The following is a 23,844-nucleotide window of genomic DNA, read 5'->3' on the forward strand; positions in this document are numbered from 1 at the left end:
TATTTAACCGTAACCGCCCTTCTTTATGCTTAAGATCATGATAAAAGTATTATTGCCCGGAAGGAAAAGTTATCTCCCCTCTGTCCGGGGCATGTTCGACATAAGATTAATCGTAGGCTACAATAATCAACGCCAAGCTAAAGCTTAATTTTTGAATAGATTCATAGACATAAATTCAGCTCTAGAGAAGGACAGGACATCATTTTATTGACTATAAAACGAGCAAAAAGATGACGGATAGCACCATTAAAATTTACAACGCCCGCTATAGTAAGCTGATGAAGCTACTGGATTTTTTTGCCGTCAACCTGTTCATTTTCGCTTATTTAAAATACTTTTTCGTCGAACCCTCAACGGCCTCTCTGTTCCTGGGAATCATATATTCGCTGATTTTTATCCGGGCTAATGAACACTTTCAGTTATATTCCGGTCAGTTCAAGGGACAATATTTAAAAAAATTAACTAAATTGTTTTTCAGCGTCAGTATAAGCGGCTTGTTATCATTTTTATTATTCGTAAGCGCCGAACTATTGTTGAACAATCACGCCAGCACAAACGCGGTGCGATTAGCCGAAATTATTGTGCTGTGTTCGATGGCCATATTTATTAGTATGTTTCTTATTCGCGTTATCACCAGCCGCTATTTTTTCAAATCCAGACTCAAAGTAGCTATTTTAGGCATAACGCCAGCCGGGCTGGCCATCGAGCAGGCGCTGTTTAAGGAGTATACCCACGACGGGATTGATATTACCTTCTTTGAGGATCGCGCCGTTCAGCGCGACAGTCGCCTGCTAAGCATTGAGAAAAAAGGCAACTCACTAGACCTGCTGGCGCTGGCGAAAGCCGGAGAAATCGATGAAGTCTATATTGCCCTGCCGATGGTCGCCCAGCAGCGTATTCGCCAGTTCTTGAATGAATTTTCCGACACCACCGTGGACGTATTCCTGGTGCCGGACCTCTTTTCCTACAGCTCACATATTTCTCAGTTGCGGATGTTCGGCAATATTCAGACAATCAGCATTTTTACATCGCCTTTCGAAGGTGAAGGCGCGGTACTCAAGCGTATCGAAGATATCGTGCTTGGCGCTTTTTTTACCCTGGTCAGCCTGCCGGTCATGCTGGCGGTGGCGATCGGCATTAAGCTAACTTCGCCGGGCCCGGTGCTGTTTAAACAAAACCGTTACGGCCTGAACGGTAAACAGATCCCCGTCTGGAAGTTCAGAACCATGCGCGTGATGGAAAACAGCGCGGTAGTGACCCAGGCGACGCGTAACGATCCGCGCATTACCCGCTTCGGCGCCTTTTTACGAAAAACCTCGCTTGATGAACTGCCGCAGTTTTTTAACGTGCTGCAGGGAACCATGTCGATTGTGGGTCCACGCCCTCACGCGGTCGCGCATAATGAGCAGTATCGCGTGCTGGTGGAAAATTACATGATCCGCCATAAAGTGAAGCCCGGCATTACCGGGCTGGCGCAAATACACGGTTTTCGCGGCGAAACCGACACGATTGATAAAATGGAAAAACGCATTCAGTACGATCTGGAATATATTCAGTCGTGGTCGCTGCTGCTGGACATCAAGATTGTGTTTTTAACGTTTTTCCGCGGATTTGTGGGGAAGAATGCGTTCTGAACTCACTTTTCTCGCAGGTTTGCTGGCGATGCCTTACGCATGGGCTGGCCTGCAGGCAAAACCCCATACCGGTGTGGCTGGCATCGATTTCGAGAGCCAGGTGGGTTATGACGTCGGTTACAATGACAACGTGACCTGGCAACGCTACGGCGGGAATGAAATCGGCTCAGCTTATCAAGGTGTTAAGCCGATTTTTAAAGCCATCGGCGAGCGCTACGAGGACCGCTATTTACTGATGTACTCCGGCGATTACCGCCGCTACGCCAGCGATAGCGCAGATAACCGCGACAACCATTTTTTTATGTTTAACGGCAAGTGGCGCTTCGGCAGCATGCACGGGCTGTCGTTGGATCTTGATGAAACGTTCGGCCATGAAGAGCGCGGCCGCGATACCACCGAGGGTTTTCTCCCCGAGCAGTTTAAAGAATTTGGCATTAATCAGCCTATCGCCACGCGCTTCTTTAACAGCGAATTGCGCTATAGCTACGGCGCCCCGGAAGGGCGCGGCAAAGCAGAAGTTGCGCTAATGCATAAGCAGCTGCGCTTTCGCAATCTCGACAGCATTGAGGACGCCAGCGCCGACTTTCATTACTACATGCACGATCAGGAGTGGCATGAAAACAGCCTGGTCGCCGAACTTTTTGATCAAAAAGCCAAAACGCTGCGCTATCGCTACAGTTTTATTACCAACCAGCGTCGCTATGAGCTCAACCCGTTAAAAGACAGTAATGAATATTATCTGCTGGTCGGCATGAAAAATCGCCTTTCCGGCAAGACCGAGATCAACGGCAACGTCGCCTGGCTATATAAAGATTTCATCCATAACCCCGACTCACAGGGGTTCAACGGCCTGAACTGGGATATTAACGCCGACTGGAAACCGCTTGAACAGATAAAGCTCAACTTACACAGTTCACAACGAATAAAAGATCCCACCGACTCCGGCGGCTATATTCTGGTATCAAATTTCGGTGTGGGATATGAGCACCATTGGCTGGTCGACAGATTCTCCACTCTGGTTGATTACTCTTATATTACAGAGGATTACAAACACCAGACCAACGGACGCAAAGATCAATCAAATCTCGTGTCGCTCACCCTCAACTACGACTACCGTCCATCCGTTAATTTTCAGCTGAAGCTGCAATGGAACACGATGCATTCTAATAAAGAAAAAGATGCCTTTTATATTGGCCCGGATTATGACCATGAGGTCGAGCGCACGCTGGGCTACAACGACTCGGCCGTTATTTTTATGACGCAGGTACAAATATGATCCTTAACTATGGAAAACGGGTGATAGTTTCTCTTCTGGCGCTATGGCTGGCGGGCTGTTCAGCGCCGCCGCAGACGATCCGAACGCCGCCGGATGCCGTTTATCATCTGGACCAGGGGGATGAGATCAATATCGCGGTTTCCGGCGAGCAGGATCTCACTATGCGCGTAAAAATCGATAATAGCGGCAGCGTTGATTATCCTTATATAGGCTCCCTGATGCTGAAAGGAAAAACGCCGGAACAGGTCGGCAACGAAATTGCCGATAAGCTGCGCGGTAACTATCTACAGGCGCCCATGGTGACCGTGAGCATTGCCGAATACCGTAAAATTTATCTGTTAGGCGAAGTCAAAAAACCGGACGGTTACGCCTGGGAACCGGGCTTAACCGCTGAAAAAGCCATTGCGCTGGCCGGTGGATTTACCGATCGCGCCGATCGCCATGACATCCGCATTCGTCAGTTTCGCAGCGGTAAACTGCTGGAAAACGTCGCCGCCGACTCCTCCGTACAGGCTGGAGATACCATCATCATTGGCATGAGTTTCTTCTGATATGGCTATTTCATTAGTTGAAAATGGAAAAAAGAAAGAAGGCTTTATCGACTTCACGCCTTACTTCAACAAAATTAAGCACAAGCTGATCTGGTGCCTGGTGGTGGTCGTGGTGGCGGCAGCGGCGTCGTGGATCCTGACGCGCTTTATGTCATCCAGCTATACCGCAACCGCGACGGTGCTGTTTAAAGCGCAGTCGCAGGACGTCACTCCCCTGCCGCGGCTGGAAAACTACGATTCCACCCGCAGCGATTACTATGAAACCAAATACGCGCTGATGGGCTCCCGCGTGGTACTGGAAGCCGCGGTAAAAGCGCTAAAGCTGGATCAGGACCCGGAATTTAACGGCGGGGATAAGCTTGATGAGGCCGCGCGCGTCAATAATGCCGTGCGCGCCCTGCAAAAAAACCTGACCATCTCCGGCGTGCGCACCACGCAGCTGGTTTCCGTTTCGATGGAGGCAAAATCGCCGCAAAAAGCCGCCGATATCGCCAACGGCGTGGCGCAGGCGTTTATCGATTACAGCCTGGCGCAGAAGCAGAAAATCCTGCTCCAGGCCCAGGGCTGGAACGAAAAAATGATGGACGATCTGCGCAATAAGCTCGATCGCCAGAAAGCCGACATCGATGATTTTCTTAAAAAGAATGGCCTGCTGACCTTCCGCAGCATGGATGGCTACGAGACCGAGCAGTTGGGCATCGTGATTAACCATCTTGCCGACGCCACCCAGCGCCGTCTGAAAGCGCAAACGGTATGGGACAAAGTGCGCCGTCAGCAGGGGAAACCGCCGGAAGCGATCATCTCACTGCCGGAAATTTCCGGCCATCCGCAGATTCAGGATTTGCGCATCGCGCTAATCCAGACCCGGCGTAACCTATCGGAAGCGGCGAAACACTATGGCCCTAAGCATCCGAAATATCTTCAGGCTCAGGCCCAACTGCAGGCCGTGAACGGGCAGATAGGCCAGGTGTTGGGGGAACTGCTTAACGGCTTACGCCAGCAGTATCAGATTGCGCTGGACGATGAGCAGCACTATCAGAAGATGCTCGACGACCAGAAAGCCGGCTTTCAGGCGCTGGGCGCCAAGCGCGACAAATACAACACCATGATGACCGCGCTGAACAAAACTGAAGAGCTGTATAAATCGCTGTATCAGCGGGCGAATGAGCAGAAGCTCTCCGAGAGCTTTTCGGTTCCTGATGAAGTGATCTACGATGCCGCCGTGCCGCCAAATCTTCCCTCTAAACCGCAGCGCGGTCTGCTTATCGTGATGGCTACCCTGATGGCGCTCGCACTGTACATCATGTACTTGATAGTCAGCACCGCGCTCGATAAAACGGTGAACAGCATCAGCGAACTCAAAGCCAAAACGGGCCTTGATGGCAGCGGTGAGTTTCCGCTATTACCTCAGGTGAACAGCGCGCAGCTGACGTTCCAGAACCTGCTGTATGCCGATATGCTCCACAGCCTGCGCCTGGCGCTGCTCGGCCAGAATAATCATAGCGGGACGATACTGGTGACCTCGGCACAGGCCCATGCCGGCAGCAGCCTGATTGCCGAAATGCTGGCGTGGTCCGCCGCTAAGTCAGGCAAAACCTTACTCATCGATATAGATTATCTCGCAAGCGCAGGGCTCTCCGCGCGCTATCCTCAGCATAAAACAGGGTTCAGCGCGTGTCTTGATGACCGCTGCGCCACGTCGCAGGCGGTCGTCTCTCTGGCCGACAATCTTGATTTTATGCCGCGCGGCGAACTGAACGACTCGACGCTGCTGCTGTTCACCTCGCAACGGCTCCCGGCGCTGCTGACCACGCTGCGGCAGACCTACGATTATCTGATCATTGATGCGCCATCGCTCGGGCTGGCCCAGGACGCCCTGCTGCTGGCGCCGCACGTCGATATCAGCCTGCTGGTGGTCAACGCTGGCGAGCAGGCGTCGCGCATCCGCGATGCGCAAAATCGTCTGCAAGCCGCCGCGCCAACCCCTGTCGCCACCATGCTTAACCGGGTGCAAGAAGAGAACCTGGAGACGCAGGAGGGCAAACGCCTGCCCGAGCGCGGCATGGGCGAACTGATTTCACCGAAGTAGCGATTATGAACTTAATTAAGAGTATTTCTTCAATCGCCAGCTCCTCGGTCCTCTCGCAGGCGATCGGCGCCTTCTCTGTATGGCTGATTTCCCATCGCTACGGCATGGCGGAAGTCGGGCACTACGCGATGATCTACAGCAACGTGCTGATTGGCGCTCAGGTTTGCACTTTTGCGTCGCAGCTGCTGATCCCGCGCCAGGAAGAGCATGAACTGGGGCAGAACGTGGTATTTTGCCTGCTGCAAAGCCTGCTCCTGGCGCTCCCCTGGGCAGTGGTCACGGGACTGATGTTCCATCTCAATATTGTGTTTCTCTATCTACTCACCTTCGGCTATGCACTGGTTTTGATCGCCGAGAACCTCTCGCTGCGCGGCGGTAACTATCCGTTCCTCACCTTTCAGCGCATCGCCGTATCGCTGGTGGTGGCAATAGCCCTGCTGGCGATGCCGAATACCACGCTGTTCTATATTGCCTGGATGGTGGGCATTTTGCTGCTGCTCAGCCTCTGCCTGCTGCGCTTGTTTCGCTTCAGCACCCTGACACCGGCACACTTTTCACCGCGGGCAAACGGTCTTTTCGCGCGCCAGCACTGGCAGCATCTCAGCCGCGTCGGTAGTGCGGAAGTGCTGGCGATGGCCAGCAACAATCTGCCGACAATGTTGATTAACGTCTGGTTTTCACCGCTGGTCGCGGGTTATTTCTCGGTGGTGAGCCGCTTCTGCTTATCACCGGTGATGATTGTCGGTAACGCGGTGCGCAATTCCATCTTTTCAAAATGGTCGATGGATTTTCGTAACAACACCTTTAACTATGCGGAATACAAAAAAATTCGCCTGCTGCTGATGGCCGCGGCGCTGATCTGTATCCTTGGGATCTGGATTTTCTATCCACTGGTCATGCGCCTGGGTTTCAGCCAGGAGTGGCTCAATTCGATCCCGACCTCACGCTATATGCTGCCTTATCTGTTCGCCGCCCTGGCCGTCAGTCCGCTGACCGTTATCGAGCTTATCTTTGGTTCTAAACGCTATTTTTTACGCATTCAGATAGAGCAGTTGCTGATCATTATCGTCGCTTTTATCGCTCTACCTGAATTGGGCCAAAGCTATGAAATTGCCCTGCTGACTTTCTCTGTTCTTACCAGCATTCGCTATCTGTTCATTCTGTTGAAAATGAATAAGCGGGCGCTGCAGCTCTCCCGGCAGGAGCAGAAAATATGCAGCTAAACACCGGTCGCTATCTGGAAATATTCGCGCTGACGACCATCGTCTTCTGTGGCACGGTGCAGTATTTCACCGGCGTTGTCGCCGTATTATGGCTTCCGTTTTTCATGGTGCTGGTCATGGTGGTTTTGTTGATGATGCAAAGCCGGCAGCAGCCTTTGGCGCTCAGCGCGCGCGAGAAGGTGGTGCTAGCGCTGTATCTGACCTTTATTATCCTCAGCCTCTGCGCCACCGTTTTACAATCCGGTATCGTCACCGCCATCGTCGGTTTTAAAAACGAACTGGCCTTGTCGCTGGTGATGTTTTGCATGCTGCTTGGTATGTTTCGCGAGTCGCAGCTGCATCGCCTGACTCAGCTTTTTTACTGGCTGTTCTACGTCCAGTTTCCGCTGGCTATCTATCAGGTGCTGGTGGTGGTGCCAAAACGCGTCGCCCTGCGCGGTGAGGATGAAAAATGGGATTCGGTGGTCGGCACGTTTGGCGGCGACCCGATGGGCGGCGGCAATACCGCGGCCATGGGGATGTTCTGCCTGCTGATTATGCTGTTGAAGGTGTCCGAATTTAAGCACGGTATTTGCTCGTTCAAGTCGATGGCGGCGCATATCGTGCTGGCCTTTTTCCTCTGCGTGGTCGGCGAGGTAAAATTCGTGATTCTGCTGTCGCCGTTCTTACTGGCGCTGCTGTGGATCATGCCCGCTTACGTCAGCGGCATCAGCAAAGTCACCCTGCGCTCGTTGATGATAATCGCCGCCGGAATGGTGGTGTTAATTTTTGCCGCTATCACCATTCTCGCCTCCAACTACTCGTCGGCCTTCGGCGGGGATCCGACCAAAAGCGCGCTCTCGGTATTTATCGATTCCCTCGGTTATATTTTTGATACTAACTACATTATGGAAAGCGGCGAGCTCGGCCGGTTTACTACTATTTTCTTCTGGCTTAAGCATAACGAACTTTTTGGCCCCGGCGGAATGCTATTTGGCTACGGCCTGAACGCGACCAACAGCGGCAGTACGGTCTCTCCAGGCTATATCGGCGCCTGGTATCATCTGATACTCGACTCCACCGCGCTAAGCATGATGCTGTGGGAAGTGGGTATTATCGGCGTGATCTTATTTATCGCCATGATTGCTTCTATTCTTATCGGCATGCGGCCCAAAGAGACCTTTTCCCGCTACGATCTTAAACATGAAGATTTACAGCTGCTCAGCTCCGCGCCTGCGTTTTACGTCTTTGCCATCGGCTGTTTACTCAGCCTTCCCTACAGTCAGATCCTGATGATCATTCCCATGCTACAGTTTTTATTATGGCTGGCCCTCGGGGCGCTCATTGTCATTCATCGTTCCGTTCGTCTGAACTCCGGTACCCAATATGAATAAAACGCCATCAATTACCGTCAGCATTAAAACCCTCAACGAAGCGCAGGGGATTGAAAAAACGATCGACAGCGTCCGCAAGCAATTGCAGCCTTATCCGCATCAAATTATCGTCGCCGATAGCCTCTCCACCGACAATACACGGGAGCTGGCCATCGCCAAAGATGCGATGGTGGTCTGCCTTGATAATGCGAAAGATCGCTGCTGCGGCGTAGGCCACCAGCTGGGCTGGTTATTCAGCGAAGGGGACTATCTGCTGCTGCTGGACGGCGATATGGAGCTGGAGCCAGGTTTTCTCGACACCGCCGTCGCCTTTCTCGAAGAACATCCCGAATACGCTGGCGTGGCGGGCAGCGTCGAGATGGATGATGCCGCTAACTATGAGTTTAAATCGCGCAAGCAGCGCCTGCATCTTATTTACCCGCAGGGGGATACCGACCACCTTGGCGGCGGCGGACTCTATCGCCGCTCGGCAATCGAGAAAATTGGCTATCTGACTAACCTTAATCTCCATGGCTATGAAGAAGCCGAATTGGGGATCCGCTTGCAGGCCGCGGGCTATAAACTCCACCGCCTCGCTGCGCCCTATTTTAGCCATGCTTCCTATACCATGCCGACATTTAAAATGTTGACCTATCGCTGGAAGAACGGTTTTTTATGGGCGCCCGGTGAGCTATTACGCAACTGCTGGGGGAAAAAGCATTTCCCTGCCGCGCTTAAGATTGTTCGCAACGAATTGATATTCACGCTGTATATCCTGGTATTGATTATTTGCCTGCTGTCGTTAAATCCCGGTTTGATTATTATCGCCCTGCTTCCACTGCTGGCGTTTATCGCCCTGAAGGCGATTAAAAATAAGTCGCTGCGGGACGGTGTACAGAGCGTTATCAACTTATCGTTATTTTCCGCAGGTATGGTGCGAGGCCTCATGAACTCCGTTCGCGATCCGATGAAACAACCCGCCGTGACCGTCTCCAACCCAAAACATATCCAGACAGAACATGAAAATATTATTCGTTAACAAATTCTTTTTTATTAAGGGCGGAGCGGAAACCGTATTTTTCCAGGAGCGAGACGCCATGCTGCAAGCGGGCTATCAGGTTGTCGACTTCAGCATGCAGCATGCAGAAAATAAACCCTCGCCCTGGGAAAGCTTCTTCGTACACAATGTGGACTACCATCAAAACCACGGGCTGACAGGCAAGCTAAAAGCGGGTATCGACTTTATCTACAATGCGGAGGCCTGCAACAAGCTCAATACGTTGCTGCTGGCGCAACGCCCGGATATTGTGCACTTTCATAATATTTACCACCAGCTGACGCCGGCGCTAATCGGCGTCGCCAAACGCTTTGGCTGTAAAACGGTGTTGACTGCGCACGATTATAAAATCGTTTGTCCATCGTACACCATGCTGCGCGATGGCCACGTCTGCGATGACTGTCTTACCGGTTCGGTGAGCAACGCCTTCCGCCATCGTTGCCAGCAGGGCGACACCTTTAAAAGCCTGCTGCTGTCGCTTGAGGCCTACTGGCAAAAGTTCGCGCAAAATTATGCCATGCTCGATTGCATCATCGCTCCCAGCGAATTTATGCGTCAGACGCTGCTGCGTAAATTACCCCGGTCGCGGATCGAGACGATCGTCAACGGTATTGATGCCAGCGCCACGATCCCGGGCGATACGGCGGGGGATTATTTCCTCTATATCGGCCGCTTGAGCCGTGAGAAAGGCGTCGCTACCCTGGCGCTGGCGCAGCAAAAAATGCAGCAGCCCATGCCGCTGAAAATCGTCGGCGATGGCCCTCTCGGCAACGACCTGCGCGCCCGCTTTAGCGGTCCGGAATTTCTCGGCTATATGCGCCACGGAGAAGCGCTCAACGCGTTGATTCGCGGCGCGCGGGCGGTGATCGTCCCTTCCGAATATTATGAAAACTGCTCGATGTCGGTACTGGAGGCGATGGCGTTCGGTCGCCCCGTCGTCGGCGGCAATATCGGCGGCATTCCTGAGCAAATCCGCGATGGCATTGATGGTTATCTGGTGGAACCCGGGGATGCCGACGCGCTGGCGCGCATCATGGATAACCTGGCAGCCAATCCGCAGCAGGCGCGGGAAATGGGCATCAACGCGCGCCAGCGTTTAGAGGATAAATACGATCTCGCCCGGCATATGCAGGTTCTGCAGGAACTCTATCAGCAGCTCGTGGGGGAAGCGAAATGAAGCTCAAAGTGACGGTGCTTGGCACCCGCGGTATTCCGAATGTACAGGGCGGCGTTGAGACCCATTGCCAGAATCTCTATCCGGAAATCTATCAACAGAATCATGCCGATATCTGCGTCATTGCCCGCTCACCGTACGTTGACTACCGCCGTAGCGAATATAAAGGCGTGCGGTTAAAAAGCCTGTGGGCGCCTAAAAGCCGCAAGTTCGAAGCCATTATTCACTCAACGCTGGCCGCCTTCAGCACCCTGTTTGACGGCTCAAATGTGGTTCACGTTCATGCGGTCGGCCCTGGACTGGTGGTCCCGCTGCTGCGCCTGCTCGGCAAGCGCGTCGTTTTTACCCACCACGGCCCGGACTACGATCGCCAGAAGTGGGGCAAAATGGCGAAAGAGATGCTGCGTCTTGGTGAGAAATGGGCGGTGAAATATGCCAATGAGGTTATTGTTATCTCGGAAGTGATTAATACGCTCATTAAGACCAAACACGGCCGTACCAACGCTAACGTGATCTATAACGGCGTGCGCCAACCGCCGCTTCCCGCCGAAGAGACGCGACAGGCCACGCTGAATCAGTATTCGCTGAAAGCCGGGCAATACATTGTCGCCGTCGCCCGTTTTGTCGAAGAAAAAGGGCTGCACGATCTGCTTGCCGCCTACAAAGCCTCGAACTGTTCGCTGCCGCTGGTGCTGATTGGCGATGCCGACCATCCTGATGAGTACAGCGAGCGGCTGAAGAAGCAGGCTGCCGCTACCCCGGGAACGATCATGACCGGTTTTATTAGCGGCGATCCGCTGCATACCCTGTTCTCACAGGCCGGGCTTTTTGTTCTACCGTCTTACCATGAAGGGCTGCCTATTGCCCTGCTGGAGGCCATGTCCTGGTCCTTACCGGTTATCGTCAGCGATATCCCCGCCAACCTGGAGATCGACCTGCCTGCGGAAGTTTATTTTCCGACGGGCAATGTCGCCGCGCTGGCGCAAAAGCTCCAGTCCTGGCGCGGTGATGAAGCCGCGGATTACAGCCAGTTAATGGCCAAATACCGCTGGCCGGACATTGCAGCGAAAACGTCTCAGGTCTATCAGCGATTAACGAATAAGAGTCAACCGTGACAAAATCAACATCCGACCTGGTCATCGAGCGTTTTTATTCCGCGCTTGATCCGGAAACAGAAGCCTCGTTAACGCCGGAGCAAAAGCGCGGTATTGAACAGGCGCTGGTGAGAGCGAGCCTGGCTTCCCGCCATCGCATCGATTTTCGCCACAGTTTTCCTTTTCTGCATCGCCGCTATTTCGTGGTCTTTTTATGCGGTCGCGATCTGCGCAAAATCCCGCGGGAAAGTACGCTGCTCGGGCGTCTATTTTCCACTCTGGCGATTACGTTTGCCGTGCTGTTCGCGATTCTTGCGGTGCTACTGGCGCTCTATATGCTGAAATCCGCGCTGGGAATCGATGTGTTTAAGAACTTCCACGTCGGTATCTGGACATGGTTTGTGAACCTCCACGACAAAGTGAATTAACGATGAGCTCTTTTTCACCGCGCCGCGCCGCGCTCTTTTTGGCGCTACTGCTGGCCGGAATCATTCCGTCTGCAGCGGTACTGGCTGAACGCACGATTATCACCCCACCGGCCTTTACCGGTCTGTTAACAAACCCAGGGATCGGCGTGGCCAGTTTCCACGATGGTTATGGCCAGAAACCCTCTCTGCAAGAGTATCCGGACACCGGGTTTGAATACGATCGCTTTTACTGGAGCGATCTGGAGCCCGAGGAAGGCGTCTATAATTTTGCGCCGATCGATCATGCCTTCAGCGTTGCCGCCCAGCATCAGCCGGCGATGAACGTCGGATTGCGTTTTATGGCGCTCGATGAACCGCAATCGGGCTCGAAAATCCCCGCCTGGCTTATTGAAAAAGGCATTCAGGGACAATGGGTCGAAAACGGTAAAACCTTTGTGCCGGACCTCAGCGATCCAACCTTTATCGCCTATGCGCAAAAACTGCTGAATGCCCTCGGCGCGCATTATGACGGTAATCCGGAGCTCGCATTTGTCGATATCGGTATGGTGGGTTCGTGGGGAGAATGGCACAACTCCAATTTCCCTGACGTGGCGCCATTGCGCGAGAAATACACCTCTGAGCAGCTCAATCGCTACGTTGATATGCACTTCAGCAGTTTCCCTAAAACGCCCAAAATCATGTTGATCAGCGGCGGCGACTCGCTGGCCTGGGCCAGCCAAAAAGGCGCCGGATGGCGCGCGGATTGCTGGGGAGACTGGCATAACTTTTCCACATCCTGGAGCCACATGCGCGATGACTATCCTCAACGTCTGGCCGCCGCGCAGGCGGCGTGGGGCGGATTTAATGACGGCTGGCAGCACGCCCCCGTGAGCCTCGAGATTTGCGGCTATATGGCAGAGTGGGAAAGCGTGCAGCATTACACTCGTCAAGAGGTCCAGGCAAGCTTCGACTGGGCATTAGCGCAACACGCCAGTACCCTGAATCTGAAATCGCGGCCGGTGCCGGCGGCGTATCGCGATATCGTTGATAATGCGTTACTACGCATCGGCTATCGCTACCGGGTGAGCCAGCTGGAATTTGATACGCCCGTACGTAGCGGCATGCCGCTTACGCTGAATGTCACCTGGCGTAACGACGGCGTCGCCCCGGCCTATCTCCCCTGGCTTGTGCAATGGCGGATAGTCAATGCGGCGGGCGATACCATTACGCAAATCAAAACGGCGGATGACGTTCGCCAGTGGTTGCCTGGAGCTCATCAAAGCCGCGCTACGCTAGCGCTGCCTACTGGGCTCCCTGACGGTCAATATCGCCTGCAAACGGCCCTGACCAATCAGCAGGGGCAACCGCGTATTCAACTCGCTAACGAAGGTCAAACCGGTGATGGATGGTATTCACTGGCTTCGTTTAACCTTAAGGAATAACCATGTTTGAGGCTATCAGACAGGTCGGCCGGGAGATCAAATCCTGCGGCGGCATCAAAGCGAAAATCGCGGTTCTGCTTTATCGTCTGGCGACGCTCTATCGCAGCCGTAATCCTCTGTGGAAGATCTGCGGGATCCCCTTCGTTATTCTCAATATCGTGATTAACGAGTGTTTATTTTGCATTGAGCTGCCGTGGCGAGCGCGCATTGGCTATGGGCTGAAGCTGTATCATCCGCACTGCATCGTGATAAACCGGGGAACGGTCATTGGCCAGAACTGCACCCTGCGCCAGGGCGTCACCATTGGCAGCGTGACCGATAGTCAGGGCCGGGAAGGCGCTAGCCCGCGAATTGGCGATAACGTGGAATTTGGCGCCCACGCCGTGGTGATTGGCGCGGTCACGCTAGGGGACAATGTCAAAGTCGGCGCGGGCACGGTGGTGACCAAAGATCTGGCCGCAGGCATGATTGCCGTCGGTCAGCCATACCGGGTACTAAACGGCGATTAGCGTAGGTTTGTCTGGGGACAAAACCCACGCTGATAGAAAAGCGGGTTTTAAAGCGGGATGGCAAAAATGGCCAGAACTTAGGCCCTCAGCTTAACCGGCTCGCTAAAATCATCGGCGGGCTCCAGCTTAAGGTTAAACGTTGCCAATAGTGCTTCGGCTCGTTGGTGAAAATCGCGTAGCGTCTTTTCGAGCTTTTCAGTGACTTCAGGATCGTCAATCGCGACCGGACGCCAGTCGCCTTCTTTATCGAACAATCCAAACTGATAGCTATAGGTGAAGCGCGAAGCCTGCGCTTCCATCTCCATCCACCATCCCCAGAACTCGCGTTTTTCAGGCGCTGGTTTTACGTTGACGCAAACTGCCAGGCAATCGAAAAAGAAGCGGTTGTCTTCACATTGCTCCTCACGGATGTAAGGGCCAAGCGCCGTGAATTTCTTAATCAGCTTACTCTTCAGGTGTCCACTCGGTAACGTCATTGCGATCTCCTTTAGTGATGCTATGACGTTACCAAATCAATAGAATTTAGCAATATATTAACTAAATCTATGGCTAATCCAGCGGGCGATCTGCCGCAGAGCGTGATCGAAATTACGGTAGACCGGATTGAACGGGATCTCCAACAGCTTGCCGTCGGAGGAGGATGAAGTGATTAAACGCGACTCCTCTTCCGGACTGAACGGATCGTCCTTCCAGAAACCGGAGAGCATCGGCGTAGGGCAGCGACGCCCCAGCAGGCCCTGAACCTTGAGGGAATAGCGGTTAAGCTCAACCCGCAGCGCGTCGTCGGAAGCGTCATGCATCCCCAGCCGCGAAGCCAGAACATCAAGATACATCTCCGGCACCCGCCCCTGATGCAGCGGGTCTACCAACAGGCCGTGTACCACCGGCCCCAGGCAGGCCACCGCCTTCAGGCGCTGGGACTCAAGATAGCCCAGCCGGACGGCGATGTTCGCGCCGAAGCGGAAGCCAAAGGCGGCCACGCGGGTATGATCGACCCAGGGCACATTAGCCAGATGCTGCAGCACATACTGGTGCAGCAGACTGGTATCCTGGGTCAGCTTGCATTTTGAGGAAAAACCGATGGAAGGCATATCCACGGTCAGCATAGCGATACCCAACGGCGCAAAATAGTTTTCATACAGGTTGTAATAATCGGTCTGTAGCGCGTCAAGCCCGCCGCACATCAGCACCGTCGGGAACGGCCCATCGCCTGGCGGCATATGCAGGAAACCGGTGATCGGCGCAGCGCCAGGGATGGAGAACTCCAGCTCTCGCAGCTTGCCGGGCAAGCGCTGGGCGGCTTCTTCATAAGCCCGGTAAGCCAGCACCTGCGCCTGTTCCGCCAGCTCATCGCCCTTGATGTGCGGATAGGCAGCAATGCTGTAAAGGTTTGCCGCATGGAGCCAGTGACGACCGCTTACCAGAAGATTCTCTTCCTGACCGGCCTTCTGCTGCCAGTCCATCGCCTGTTTGGCCCATTCAAAGATCCAGTTGCCGCCGCGATAGCCGACGACCGTATCGTAAAGCTCTGGATCGGTTCGCTCGGCATCGCTCATGACGATGCGCGCCTGCACGTCGAGGATTTCCTGCGGCGTCACGCCACGCCAGATCCACATCAGACGGTTAATCAATCGATACCAGTGATCAACGTGATTACCGCTGAGCGCAGACTGGATCGGTTGCTGCGCTCCGGTATTAAACCGACGCACCAGCGTGGAGGTTTCCGGATGTTTGAATCGGGGTTTAAACAGCGTTTCGCTAAGGTTAGCCTGGGACATGTGCAGCCTCCATCATGTTGCCACTGAAGCTATTGTAACCTGCGCAAGGGTAAAAAAAACCACGCCCGGCAAAACCGGGCGTGGTAATTAGCATTTATGCGGGAAATTAACGGCCTGCGATAGGCGGTACGAACACCACGCCCATATCCCACGGCTGTTCAATCCAGGTATCCTGGGGAATATCAACGACATAATCATCAACCAGTGGGCGACCTGCCGGTTTTGCGAAGATAGTGACAAAATGTGCTTTCGGATACATTTCGCGGATGGCTACGGCGGTACCGCCGGTGTCGACGAGGTCATCGATCACGATAAAGCCTTCGCCATCGCCTTCCGCACGTTTCAGCACGGTCAGTTCACGCTGATTATCGTGGTCATAGCTTGAGATGCAAACGGTATCAACATGACGAATACCCAGTTCACGCGCCAGTAGTGCTCCCGGTACCAGACCGCCGCGGCTAACGGCAATAATGCCTTTCCACTGTTCAACCGGCAGCAGGCGAGTTGCCAGCTTGCGGGCGTGAATCTGCAACATGTCCCAGGTGACGACGTATTTTTCGCTCATGTGAAGTGTCCCAGCCTGTGTAATACGGCTTAAATAATGTTCGAGGGGGAAAATGGTTGCGCGAGATTATAGAGATCTGACGCGCTAAAAACCAGCGTTAAGCGGCCACCGCGACTCTTTTTACGTGGTTTACACTACCAGAGTACACGGAAAGTGGTATTCTCAACCCCATCGCGCAAGCCCGGGCTTGTAGTGTATTTGATTGCTAACCCCTCGATCTGCAAACGACTTTTGCAGGTGATTGTAAGGAGACTTATCGTGTCTGAACTGTCTCAATTATCCCCTCAGCCGCTGTGGGATATTTTTGCCAAAATCTGCTCTATTCCTCACCCCTCCTATCACGAAGAACAGCTCGCTGAGCACATTATGGGCTGGGCAAAAGAAAAAGGCTTACACGCGGAACGCGACCAGGTTGGCAACATTCTGATTCGTAAAGGCGCGACTGCCGGTATGGAAAACCGTAAACCGGTGGTGCTGCAGGCGCACCTTGATATGGTGCCGCAGAAAAACAACGATACCGTTCACGACTTCGCTAAGGACCCGATTCAGCCGTACATCGACGGCGAGTGGGTCAAAGCGCGCGGCACCACCCTGGGCGCCGACAACGGTATCGGCATGGCTTCCGCGCTGGCGGTGCTGGCTGACGATAACGTCGTTCACGGCCCGCTGGAAGTGCTACTGACCATGACGGAAGAAGCCGGTATGGACGGCGCGTTTGGCCTGCAGGCCAACTGGCTGCAGGCGGACATCCTGATCAACACCGACTCCGAAGAAGAAGGTGAGATTTACATGGGCTGCGCCGGTGGGATCGACTTCACCTCTGACCTCGCGCTGACCCGTGAAACCGTTCCGGCCGGTTTCCAGAGCTTTAAGTTGACCCTTAAAGGACTCAAAGGCGGCCACTCCGGCGGCGAGATCCACGTCGGTTTAGGTAATGCCAACAAGCTGCTGGCACGCTTCCTCGCAGGCCATGCTGAAGAGCTGGATCTGCGCCTGGTCGATTTCAACGGCGGCACCCTGCGCAACGCTATCCCCCGTGAGGCGTTCGCCACAGTCGCCGTGGCCGCGAACAAAGCGGATACGTTGAAAGCGCTGGCTAATGAGTACCAGGCGATCCTGAAAAACGAGCTGGCGGCCAAAGAGAAAAATCTAACAGTACTGCTGGAATCGGCTGCGAACGACCAGCCTGCGCTAACGTCCCAATCTCGTGATACCTTTGTACGCCTGCTTAACGCCACGCCGAACGGCGTCATCCGCAACTCTGATGTGGCAAAAGGCGTGGTAGAAACCTCGCTGAACGTCGGTGTGGTGACCATGACCAGCGATAACGTGCAGATTCACTGCCTGATTCGCTCCCTGATCGACAGCGGTAAAGATTATGTCGTCAGCATGCTGGATTCTCTGGGCAAGCTGGCCGGCGCGAAAACCGAAGCGAAAGGCGCCTATCCAGGCTGGCAGCCGGACGCCAGCTCGCCGGTGATGCATCTGGTGCGTGAAACCTATCAGCGTCTGTTCAACAAGACGCCGAACATCCAGATTATCCACGCGGGCCTGGAGTGCGGTCTGTTCAAAAAACCGTATCCGGACCTGGACATGGTTTCTATCGGGCCAACCATTACCGGCCCCCACTCCCCGGACGAGCAGGTTCACATTGAAAGCGTTGGCCAGTACTGGACGCTGCTGACCGAGCTGCTGAAATCCATTCCGGCGAAGTAAGACAGCACAGGCCCACTCCCCAGAGAGTGGGCCTTTTCTTTATAACGACTCGCTCATTAACGCCCGCTAAACGTCCGCAGCGGATTACCGCGTTCAATTTGATGATGGAACATTCGCCGTTCAGACTTCAACACCGCGCCGTCACTCTGCCGCTGCTGTTCCAGATTCCACGCAATCAGCAGGCGCGCCAGCCTTTTATTGGCATGCTGACTCCGTTCCGACTGCACCTTGACGCTAATCCCGCTTGCCAGGTGCGTGGCGCGTACCGCTGAGTCGGTCTTATTGACGTGCTGCCCGCCGGGTCCGGAAGCGCGCAGCGTTTCAAAGCGGATCTCTTCGGACTGCTTTTGTTCATCGCAAGAAAAACGCCCTACGCCGACATACCAGTTTTTACGTCCGTGATGCGGCCTGAATGGGCTGGGAAAAATCCATTGCAGCGTGCCGCACCAGCGTTCACTTAAGGCAAACGCATTGTCGCCATCAAGAGAAAGCAGAGCGGAGCGGAGCGTGCCAGAATACCGACCTGGCTCGCTTTCCAGCAGAGTAATGGAAACCCTCTGCTCTGCAGCTTCTTTTATGAGTCGATCCAACGAGAGTTTCACCGCCAGGCAGCACTCATCCGGCCCCTGAGCGGAAGAGAGTTGTAATAACATCATGCCCCTTTCCCTCCGCTGGTTTTGAGCGTCAGCAGCGGACGCAGGCGGGCGATCGGTTCAACCAGTCCGGCCTGCACCAGACAGTTAAATACGCTTTCCACAGATTTGTACGCCTGCGGCGCCTCCTCGTAGATCAGCTGACGATCGCGACAGATCACCCGGCTTCCCAGTTCAGTACGGGCCAGCTGTGCCGCACTGTATTTACCAGATAAGCGCCCTTTGCAATCAGTACGCATCCATTTACGCCCGGCGCCGTGAGCGAGCGAATTCAGCGTTTCTTCGCTGACCACGGGGTGAACCAGCCAGCTGTGGTCGCCGCGAGAGCCCGGAATAATCACCAGGCCGCGGTCGTCCGGCGTCGCCCCTTTGCGATGCAGCCAACCCTGCCGTCCGTTAACAGAACGGGCCTCGACAAAGTTATGCGCGACGTCCAGCACATTCTGTCCGTCAGCTCGTACCTGTTGCAGAATGCGGGTAGCGATCAGCTGCCGATTCACGCGGGCAAAAGCCAGCGCATCTTGATGTTCCGCCAGGTAATCCTGAGCCGCAGCACTGTCTTCCGCCAGACCATCGTGAGAAAAAGCCGTGATATGGCGTTGCAGGATAGACTGTCCCAGGCCGCGCGACCCGCTGTGCACCAGCAGCAGCAGATGCTGAGCATCCAGACCGGCCTGCTGAAGACGCTGGCGATCGATGACCCGATCCACCTGCTGCAGTTCAGCGAAGTGGTTACCGCCGCCAATAGAGCCCAGCGCGCTGCGCCAGGGATGGGTTAGCAGATTCTCCGCCAGATGTTCATCCAGCCAGCGTTCTTCCGCTGCGTCATCCATGGCTGACAGCTTCTTCTCAAACCTATCCGCATTATATTTTCGCGCGAGGATATCCGTTTGCCATAGCGCCATGCCGCAGCCGATATCGTTACCCACCAGTGCCGGGTAGAGATGACCGAGCGAAAAGAAGGCCGCGCCGATTGGGTAGCCGCGCCCGGGATGTAAATCAGGCATCCCTACCACGCGCTGCATGTGAGGTAACTTTGCCGTCGTGTGTAATTGCTGGATCGCTAAATCTTCGATCCACAGATCGTCTGAACTAATATAAGAAATACCTTCAGACGTATAATGAACATTATTGCCCATATACCAATCCATATAAAAAATAAATAAAGGATGTGGCAGACGTTACCAGGGCAAAAAGAGAGTTATTCCTGGGAAGGCCTGCAAAGTATGTTCTGGAAATCTGTATTCATGGTGAACCTCCTTTGCAGTCAATAAATAAGTGAAAGTGCGCGTATAGTAATCAGGCGTTATATCTATTGCAAGCCGATTTGCCGCCGCATCAAATAATTAAGAAATCGTTCACCGCGCGCCGTCACTTCCTGTGGCTGAATAACCGTGAAGCCGTGACGCGCAAAAAAGGGCTTTGCCGTAATACTGGCCTCTACCGTGTAAACGCGCTCAGGAAGCTGCCTCAATAGCGTATTGAGCAGCGCGCTGGCGACGCCCTGGCGGCTATGGTCGGGAGAGACAAACAGTAAATCGATATAGTCATCCACGGCGGTAATAAACCCGACCGGCGAGGCATCATTTATTGCCACCAGTACGCATGATGCCGCTAGTTTTTGCCGCCAGTGGGCTTCATCAACCTGAGCCCAGGCGGCAATCTGCCGGGGAGAATAATCGGCGCTGGCCGTCTCTTTAATCGCCCGTAAAAAAATCACGCATAGCGCGGCAAAATCATGCTCTTCATACGGTCTTATTTTCAGCATTGTTATAACCCCAGAACCAATTGTCGCTCCAGTTGCGGATCGAGCAGCGTCACGTGCAGCCCCACCAGCCTGACTCCCCGACCTCCGCGCCGCTCGTTCCAGGCTTTATGGGCAGTGGTGATCAAATCATCTTTATTCAATCGGGGCCAGACATGCTCCTGGGTGGTGAGCTGGAAATCATTAAACTTGAGCTTGACCCCCTGCCGGGCGATCAGCAAATCCGGTTTAACCTTCGCCAGGCGCCGTTCCAGCTCCGGATAGAGGTTCTCAATAATCGACTCACACTCCGCCCATTCATGGATATCCTCTATCAGGGTTCGCTCAACGCCCACCGATTTGCGCTGGCGCTCGCTGCTGATTTCTCGTTCATCAATCCCCTGGCTGCGCTCCCATAGTATCCGCCCGAATTTACCAAAGCGTTTGAGCAACATTGCCAGATCGCTGTTTTGTACATCTTCACAGGTCCTCAGCCCCATGCTTTCCAGCTTCGCGGCGGAAACCTTGCCGACGCCCGGGATCTTCGCTAGCGGCAACGTTTTGACAAACTCCGCGACCTGATGCGGCGCAATCACAAACTGGCCGTTGGGTTTATTCAGGTCCGAGGCGATTTTTGCGAGAAATTTTACCGGCGCAATGCCTGCGGAGGCGGTCAAATTTAGCTCACGATGGATGGTCTCGCGGATCTCCTGCGCCATCAGCGTCGCTGACCCCTGACAATGAACGCTGTCGCTAACGTCGAGATATGCTTCGTCCAGCGATAAAGGCTCGATTAGCGAGGTATAGCGGGAAAAAATCTCCCGGATATGGTTCGACGCCTCTTTATATGCATCAAAGCGGCCGGGAAGCAGCGTCAGGTGAGGACAAAGCTTGAGCGCTGTGGCGGTGGGCATGGCGCTACGCACGCCGAATTTACGCGCCGGATAGTTGGCCGTACTGATCACACCGCGCTGCACCCGGCTACCGCCAATGGCGATAGGGATGTCGCGCAGTGCCGGGTTGTCCCGCATCTCCACCGCCGCGAAGAAGCAGTCCATATCAACGTGGATGATCTTACGCATAGCCAAACCTTAGACTGTACATGCGTACAGTATAGCAAAAGTCGGCGAAATTTAATCTTTTTAAAACCCTCGCCATAAAAAACATGCTACAACATAAAAATGCAACAAATATGATTTATTTTTCATATAGTTACATTAATGAATAAGGTGAATGCAATCATGAAATCAATACTTACTGCGCTTGGTTTGCTTATTGCCAGCAGCGCCTGCGCTGCGCCGCAGCTCATTGCTCATCGGGGAGGCACCGGCGATGCGCCGGAAAACACCCTTCCTGCGATAAAACTGGCGCTGGAGAATAAGGCCGAGGCGATTTGGATAACGGTACAATTAAGCCAGGATGGCGTTCCGGTCTTATATCGCCCAAGCGATTTATCCGCCCTGACTGACCATACCGGGAAGATCTCAAGCTTTAGCGCTGCCGAACTGGCCCGCATGGACGCGGGATGGAAATGGGGCGGTGAAACTCACCCCTGGCGCGGTAAAAATGCAACCATTCCAACGCTGCAATCAGTGCTGGAGCAATGGCCACAGACCTTCTTTTACATCGATATTAAATCGCCTGATGCCGACCCGGCAATTATGGCTTCGCGTCTTAGTGAAGTATTGCAAACGACCCATAGCCTCTCGCGCGTGCGGGTTTATTCCACCGAAGACCGCTATATCGCGGCGCTACCAGAATCTATTCCCCATTTCGTCAGCCGGGGCGAAACGCGAACGAAACTGGCTAATATTTCCCTTAGCCACCAGTGCCAGCCAACCACACAGCCGGGCGATGACTACTGGTACGGTCTGGAGCTGAAACGCAAGGTAGAAATCGTGGAGAAGTTCACCCTCGGCGAAGGCGTGTCGCCTGCAACCCTCACCTGGGATAAAGAAGCAATGGACTGTTTCCGCTCTCAGGGCAAAGCCCATGTTGTCTTCTTCGGCATTAATAGTGCCGATGATTTTCGTAAGGCAAGCGAACTGGGCGCCGATGGCGTGATGGTAGACTCGCCGGCGAAAGCGAAAACCTGGTAAATCGTAAATGGCCGCGATAAGGCGGCCTGCTGTTTAAATGATGCGATCCCGTTTGCGCTGCGCTTCGCGAGCCATGCGTTTTTTACGCGCATCGCAGGGCTCAGGACAGTCGCAGACCTTTTCCATACCCAGCGATGAGATCCCGCCGCAGCTGCCCTGAAGCGTTTTGCGCTTGACCAGATAACCAAGCGACATTCCCAGGATAACCAGCGCGAAAATCACGAAGGTCGCGACAAATACTGTCAGCATCATCAGCCTCCAAAGTCGTCCAGCATGATGTTTTCATCCTCAACGCCGAGATCTTTAAGCATTTTGATGACCGCGGCGTTCATCACCGGCGGACCGCACATGTAAAACTCACAATCTTCCGGCGCCGGGTGATCGCGCAGATAGTTTTCATACAGGACGTTATGAATAAAGCCAGTATGGCCGGTCCAGTTATCTTCCGGCTGCGGATCGGAGAGCGCCACGTGGAAGGTGAAGTTCGGGTTTTCCCGCGCAAGCTGTTCAAACTCATCATCATAGAACATTTCTCGCAGAGACCGCGCACCGTACCAGAAGCTGATTTTACGTGTACTGTGTAGCCGCTTAAGCTGGTCGAAAATATGCGAGCGCATCGGTGCCATCCCTGCCCCGCCGCCGATAAACACCATCTCCGCCTGCGTTTCTTTGGCAAAGAACTCCCCAAACGGCCCGGAGATCGTCACTTTATCACCAGGCTTCAGCGACCAGATATACGAGGACATAATCCCCGGCGGCGCATCAGGCACCTGCGGCGGCGGCGTGGCAATACGCACGTTGAGCATGATGATGCCCTTCTCTTCCGGATAGTTAGCCATGGAGTAGGCGCGCAACGTTGGTTCTTTCACGTCGGAGACATAGCGGAAAAGGTTAAATTTATCCCAGTCGCCGCGATACTCGTCCGGAACGTCAAAGTCGGCATAGGCAACCTTGTGTGAGGGGCATTCGATCTGAATATATCCACCGGCGCGGAACGGAACCGCGTCACCGTCCGGCACGCGCAGCTTCAGCTCCTTGATAAAAGTGGCTTTGTTATCATTCGAGATAACTTCACACTCCCACTTCTTAACGCCAAAAATCTCCTCCGGCAGCTCAATTTTCATGTTCTGCTTCACCGCGACCTGGCAGGCCAGACGGCAGCCCTCTCTCGCCTCACGCTTGGTGATATGAGAGAGTTCGGTAGGCAGAATATCACCGCCGCCCTCTTTCACCGTCACCCGGCACTGGCCACAGGAGCCGCCGCCGCCGCAGGCCGACGAAACGAAGATTCCGTTGCTGGAGAGCGTATTCAGCAGCTTGTCACCGGCCGGAGTACGAATTTGTTTATCCGCTTCGTTATTGATTTCAATGACCACGTCGCCCGCATTCACTAATTTCGAACGCGCGACAAGTATCAGCCCCGATAGCACCAGGACGATCAGCGTGAACATCACTACGCCAAGAATTATTTCCATACTTTC

Annotated in this window: 23 protein-coding genes; 14 read left to right on the plus strand and 9 right to left on the minus strand. The window is 54.0% G+C overall.

Annotated elements, in window-relative coordinates:
* Positions 1 to 230 precede the first annotated feature (230 nt).
* Genes K7H21_RS22610 through K7H21_RS22665 form a run of 12 tightly spaced genes read left to right on the plus strand, consistent with a single transcriptional unit; the run spans position 231 to position 13,808 of the window.
* Positions 231 to 1,634 (plus strand): undecaprenyl-phosphate glucose phosphotransferase, encoded by a 1,404-nt coding sequence (locus K7H21_RS22610; RefSeq protein WP_223035384.1) that lies wholly within the window; start codon positions 231 to 233, stop codon positions 1,632 to 1,634.
* The gene (locus tag K7H21_RS22615) at positions 1,624 to 2,910 is read left to right on the plus strand and encodes an outer membrane beta-barrel protein (protein ID WP_223035385.1); all 1,287 of its coding nucleotides are present in this window, start codon (positions 1,624 to 1,626) and stop codon (positions 2,908 to 2,910) included. Before K7H21_RS22610 ends, K7H21_RS22615 begins: the two co-directional genes overlap by 11 nt.
* Positions 2,907 to 3,461, plus strand: coding sequence for a polysaccharide biosynthesis/export family protein (locus K7H21_RS22620; RefSeq protein ID WP_177952599.1), 555 nt, complete (start codon positions 2,907 to 2,909; stop codon positions 3,459 to 3,461). Before K7H21_RS22615 ends, K7H21_RS22620 begins: the two co-directional genes overlap by 4 nt.
* Before the next feature lies 1 nt (position 3,462).
* Positions 3,463 to 5,550 carry a GumC family protein gene (locus tag K7H21_RS22625; RefSeq protein WP_223035386.1) on the plus strand — a complete coding sequence of 696 codons (2,088 nt, stop codon included), beginning with the start codon at positions 3,463 to 3,465 and terminating at the stop codon, positions 5,548 to 5,550.
* A 5-nt stretch (positions 5,551 to 5,555) separates the two neighbouring features.
* Positions 5,556 to 6,773: a polysaccharide biosynthesis protein gene (locus K7H21_RS22630; protein ID WP_004129214.1), complete on the plus strand. Its 1,218-nt coding sequence runs from the start codon at positions 5,556 to 5,558 to the stop codon at positions 6,771 to 6,773.
* Entirely contained in the window at positions 6,764 to 8,146 is a 1,383-nt protein-coding gene (locus K7H21_RS22635) for a hypothetical protein (protein ID WP_004129213.1), read from the plus strand. The genes K7H21_RS22630 and K7H21_RS22635 overlap by 10 nt, the downstream gene beginning before the upstream one ends.
* Positions 8,139 to 9,164 (plus strand): glycosyltransferase family 2 protein, encoded by a 1,026-nt coding sequence (locus K7H21_RS22640; RefSeq protein WP_004129212.1) that lies wholly within the window; start codon positions 8,139 to 8,141, stop codon positions 9,162 to 9,164. Before K7H21_RS22635 ends, K7H21_RS22640 begins: the two co-directional genes overlap by 8 nt.
* Positions 9,145 to 10,359 carry a glycosyltransferase family 4 protein gene (locus K7H21_RS22645; RefSeq protein ID WP_032742045.1) on the plus strand — a complete coding sequence of 405 codons (1,215 nt, stop codon included), beginning with the start codon at positions 9,145 to 9,147 and terminating at the stop codon, positions 10,357 to 10,359. The genes K7H21_RS22640 and K7H21_RS22645 overlap by 20 nt, the downstream gene beginning before the upstream one ends.
* The gene (locus tag K7H21_RS22650) at positions 10,356 to 11,471 is read left to right on the plus strand and encodes a glycosyltransferase family 4 protein (RefSeq protein ID WP_004129209.1); all 1,116 of its coding nucleotides are present in this window, start codon (positions 10,356 to 10,358) and stop codon (positions 11,469 to 11,471) included. Before K7H21_RS22645 ends, K7H21_RS22650 begins: the two co-directional genes overlap by 4 nt.
* Complete coding sequence (locus tag K7H21_RS22655) at positions 11,468 to 11,878, plus strand: hypothetical protein (protein ID WP_004129207.1); 411 nt, start codon at positions 11,468 to 11,470, stop codon at positions 11,876 to 11,878. The genes K7H21_RS22650 and K7H21_RS22655 overlap by 4 nt, the downstream gene beginning before the upstream one ends.
* Before the next feature lie 2 nt (positions 11,879 to 11,880).
* A complete protein-coding gene (locus K7H21_RS22660; RefSeq protein ID WP_223035387.1) occupies positions 11,881 to 13,299 on the plus strand; it encodes a DUF4832 domain-containing protein in 1,419 nt (472 codons plus the stop codon).
* 2 nt (positions 13,300 to 13,301) lie between these two features.
* Positions 13,302 to 13,808 (plus strand): serine acetyltransferase, encoded by a 507-nt coding sequence (locus K7H21_RS22665; protein WP_087828264.1) that lies wholly within the window; start codon positions 13,302 to 13,304, stop codon positions 13,806 to 13,808.
* A gap of 77 nt (positions 13,809 to 13,885) precedes the next feature.
* Here the strand turns inward: K7H21_RS22665 and crl are convergent, their stop codons facing one another.
* The 3 genes from crl to gpt form a co-directional block, all read right to left on the minus strand.
* The gene (gene crl / locus K7H21_RS22670) at positions 13,886 to 14,284 is read right to left on the minus strand and encodes a sigma factor-binding protein Crl (protein WP_004099188.1); all 399 of its coding nucleotides are present in this window, start codon (positions 14,282 to 14,284) and stop codon (positions 13,886 to 13,888) included.
* A 57-nt stretch (positions 14,285 to 14,341) separates the two neighbouring features.
* Positions 14,342 to 15,586 carry an esterase FrsA gene (gene frsA / locus K7H21_RS22675; RefSeq protein ID WP_004129202.1) on the minus strand — a complete coding sequence of 415 codons (1,245 nt, stop codon included), beginning with the start codon at positions 15,584 to 15,586 and terminating at the stop codon, positions 14,342 to 14,344.
* Between the two features lie 106 nt (positions 15,587 to 15,692).
* Entirely contained in the window at positions 15,693 to 16,151 is a 459-nt protein-coding gene (gpt, locus tag K7H21_RS22680; protein WP_004129200.1) for a xanthine phosphoribosyltransferase, read from the minus strand.
* 258 nt (positions 16,152 to 16,409) lie between these two features.
* Here gpt and pepD point away from each other — a divergent pair, with 258 nt between their 5' ends.
* Positions 16,410 to 17,867: a cytosol nonspecific dipeptidase gene (gene pepD, locus K7H21_RS22685; protein ID WP_004129198.1), complete on the plus strand. Its 1,458-nt coding sequence runs from the start codon at positions 16,410 to 16,412 to the stop codon at positions 17,865 to 17,867.
* 56 nt (positions 17,868 to 17,923) lie between these two features.
* Here pepD and prfH read toward each other — a convergent pair whose 3' ends face one another.
* The 4 genes from prfH to dinB all read right to left on the minus strand — a co-directional run bounded on the left by prfH (position 17,924) and on the right by dinB (position 21,346).
* Positions 17,924 to 18,523: a peptide chain release factor H gene (gene prfH, locus K7H21_RS22690; protein ID WP_087828262.1), complete on the minus strand. Its 600-nt coding sequence runs from the start codon at positions 18,521 to 18,523 to the stop codon at positions 17,924 to 17,926.
* Positions 18,520 to 19,659 (minus strand): RNA ligase RtcB family protein, encoded by a 1,140-nt coding sequence (locus K7H21_RS22695; protein ID WP_004129194.1) that lies wholly within the window; start codon positions 19,657 to 19,659, stop codon positions 18,520 to 18,522. The genes prfH and K7H21_RS22695 overlap by 4 nt, the downstream gene beginning before the upstream one ends.
* 173 nt (positions 19,660 to 19,832) lie before the next feature.
* A complete protein-coding gene (locus tag K7H21_RS22700; RefSeq protein WP_406601391.1) occupies positions 19,833 to 20,285 on the minus strand; it encodes a GNAT family N-acetyltransferase in 453 nt (150 codons plus the stop codon).
* Positions 20,286 to 20,290: 5 nt separating this feature from the next.
* On the minus strand, positions 20,291 to 21,346 hold the full coding sequence (gene dinB, locus K7H21_RS22705) for a DNA polymerase IV (RefSeq protein WP_004129190.1): 1,056 nt from the start codon (positions 21,344 to 21,346) through the stop codon (positions 20,291 to 20,293).
* A 159-nt stretch (positions 21,347 to 21,505) separates the two neighbouring features.
* Between dinB and K7H21_RS22710 the strand changes: the two genes are divergently transcribed.
* Positions 21,506 to 22,363 carry a glycerophosphodiester phosphodiesterase family protein gene (locus K7H21_RS22710; RefSeq protein ID WP_004129188.1) on the plus strand — a complete coding sequence of 286 codons (858 nt, stop codon included), beginning with the start codon at positions 21,506 to 21,508 and terminating at the stop codon, positions 22,361 to 22,363.
* A gap of 33 nt (positions 22,364 to 22,396) precedes the next feature.
* On the opposite strand, the gene nqrM is transcribed toward K7H21_RS22710, so the two are convergent.
* Together nqrM and nqrF are read right to left on the minus strand one after the other, a co-directional pair.
* A complete protein-coding gene (nqrM, locus tag K7H21_RS22715; protein WP_049114465.1) occupies positions 22,397 to 22,612 on the minus strand; it encodes a (Na+)-NQR maturation NqrM in 216 nt (71 codons plus the stop codon).
* 2 nt (positions 22,613 to 22,614) lie between these two features.
* Positions 22,615 to 23,838, minus strand: coding sequence for an NADH:ubiquinone reductase (Na(+)-transporting) subunit F (gene nqrF, locus K7H21_RS22720; protein ID WP_004129183.1), 1,224 nt, complete (start codon positions 23,836 to 23,838; stop codon positions 22,615 to 22,617).
* Positions 23,839 to 23,844: the final 6 nt, after the last annotated feature.

Source organism: Klebsiella sp. CTHL.F3a (genome assembly GCF_019890895.1).
GTDB lineage: Bacteria > Pseudomonadota > Gammaproteobacteria > Enterobacterales > Enterobacteriaceae > Klebsiella > Klebsiella grimontii.